Source organism: Streptomyces sp. M-16 (assembly GCF_052114405.1).
In the GTDB taxonomy this organism is placed as follows: Bacteria; Actinomycetota; Actinomycetes; order Streptomycetales; family Streptomycetaceae; genus Streptomyces.
The window spans coordinates 1-1,784 of sequence record NZ_JBFRER010000288.1; the positions used below are offsets into that span (position 1 = coordinate 1).

Annotated in this window: 1 protein-coding gene and 1 pseudogene; one reads left to right on the top strand and one right to left on the bottom strand. The window is 77.6% G+C overall.

Going from position 1 to position 1,784, the window contains the following annotated elements; genetic code table 11:
- A partial coding sequence (locus AB4039_RS42135; RefSeq protein WP_442273296.1) for a bifunctional RNase H/acid phosphatase occupies positions 1 to 776 on the top strand: 776 nt, incomplete at its 5' end.
- A 76-nt stretch (positions 777 to 852) separates the two neighbouring features.
- Here AB4039_RS42135 and AB4039_RS42140 read toward each other — a convergent pair.
- A pseudogene (locus AB4039_RS42140) lies at positions 853 to 1,784 on the bottom strand (hypothetical protein); the annotation flags it as partial.

Sequence of the window (1,784 nt, forward strand, 5' to 3'; positions counted from 1 at the left end):
CCGACACGCTGTTCGGCGGGGCCGGGGCCGGGGCCGAGGTGCCCGCCGGCGCGCCCGCCGCCGTCGGCACCGGCCCGCGCCCCGTGGCGGGGTCCGACGCCGAGCCGCCCAAGACCGCCGGGGGCACCGGCACCGGATGGGGCCCCGACATGGGCGCGCCCGCCACCTTCGTGCTGCTGCGGCACGGCGAGACCGCCCTCACCCCGCAGAAGCGCTTCTCCGGCAGCGGCGGCACCGACCCGGAGCTGTCCCCGGCCGGCCGCCGCCAGGCCGCGGCCGTCGCCGAGGCGCTGGCCGCGCGGGGCACCGTACAGGCCGTCGTCAGCTCCCCGCTGCGCCGCTGCCGGGAGACCGCCCAGGCCGTCGCCGACCGCCTCGGGCTGCCGGTCGCGGTCGAGGAGGGCCTGCGCGAGACGGACTTCGGGGCCTGGGAGGGCCTGACCTTCGCCGAGGTGCGCGAGCGCTTCCCGGACGACCTCCAGGCCTGGCTGGACTCCCCGAAGGCGGCCCCGACCGGCGGCGGCGAGAGCTTCACGGCCGTCACCCGCCGCGTCTCGGCGGCCCGCGACCGGCTGCTGTCCGCCCACGCGGGCCGCACCGTGCTGCTGGTGACCCACGTGACCCCGGTCAAGACGCTCGTCCGCCTCGCGCTGGGCGCGCCGCCGGAGTCCCTGTTCAAGATGGAGCTGTCCGCGGCCTCCCTGTCGGCGGTCGCCTACTACGCCGACGGCAACGCCTCGGTCCGCCTCCTGAACGACACCTCGCACCTGCGGTAGCGGTGCGGAACGCGAGGCCCCCGCCCACCGGGCGGGGGCCTCGCGCCGTGTCCGGACGGTGGCGCCGTGACGGTCGTCAGGCCGCGCAGGCTCCGGAGGAGCCCCAGAGCAGGAACTCGTCGCCGGCGGTGGTGTCCTCGACGAGGACCGCGTACCTGGCGTAGGGCCAGTCCGCCGTTTCCGCGGACGCGGCGGCCAGATCCCCGCAGGACTGCCGCGCCGCCTTCCGCGCCCAGTCGTCGCGGGTGGCGCCGTCCCACGCGGGCTTGGTCGCCCACACGTACATCACCCGGTTCCCGGGGTCGAACCCGACGCTCAGGTTGTCGTGGCCGAGCCGGTGGTAGCCGTCGTCGGGGTGGCCGGCGTTCCACGCCCGGATGACCGACGTGGCGATCCGGTCGGCGATGCGGATCTCGTCCGGGTCGCGGGAGGGCACCTGCGCGGCGGCGAGGCCGCCCGCGTCGGGGGACCAGCCGGCCGCCCGGCCCGCCTGGCCCGCCCGGGGGGCGGGGGTGCGGTCGGTCACGGAGGTCGAGCAGGCGGTGTTGGCGCGGAAGTCGTCGGACCAGACGACGGCGGGCCCTCCCCTGTGCCCGGTGTCGACGATCACGTAGGTGCGGTACGGGAGGTCCGGGTAGGCGGTGCGGAGGTCCCGCAGCCCCAGGCAGGCGGTCCTGGCGACCTCGTGGACCGCCCCGAAGTCGAGTTCCCGTCCGCCGGAGGTGATGTACACCTCCCCCCGGGGCTGGTGGAAGCTGAGGGAAAAGTCCTGGTCGGGGTAGGTGGCGGCGTCGATCCAGGCTCCGGTCCCCATGGCCGGACGGGCGTCGTTCTCGGCCGGCGTCTGTGCGGCGCGGGCCTGTCGCCAGGTCGCGAGGGTCGGCGCGGTGTCCGTGGTTCCGTCGCCCGCGGCCGACGGGCTGCCGCTGCCGGCGGGGACGGGCGCGGCCGGGGTGCCGGTCGTACGCGCCGACCCGGCGGGCGTGGCGGCGGCCCCGGCCGCAGGAC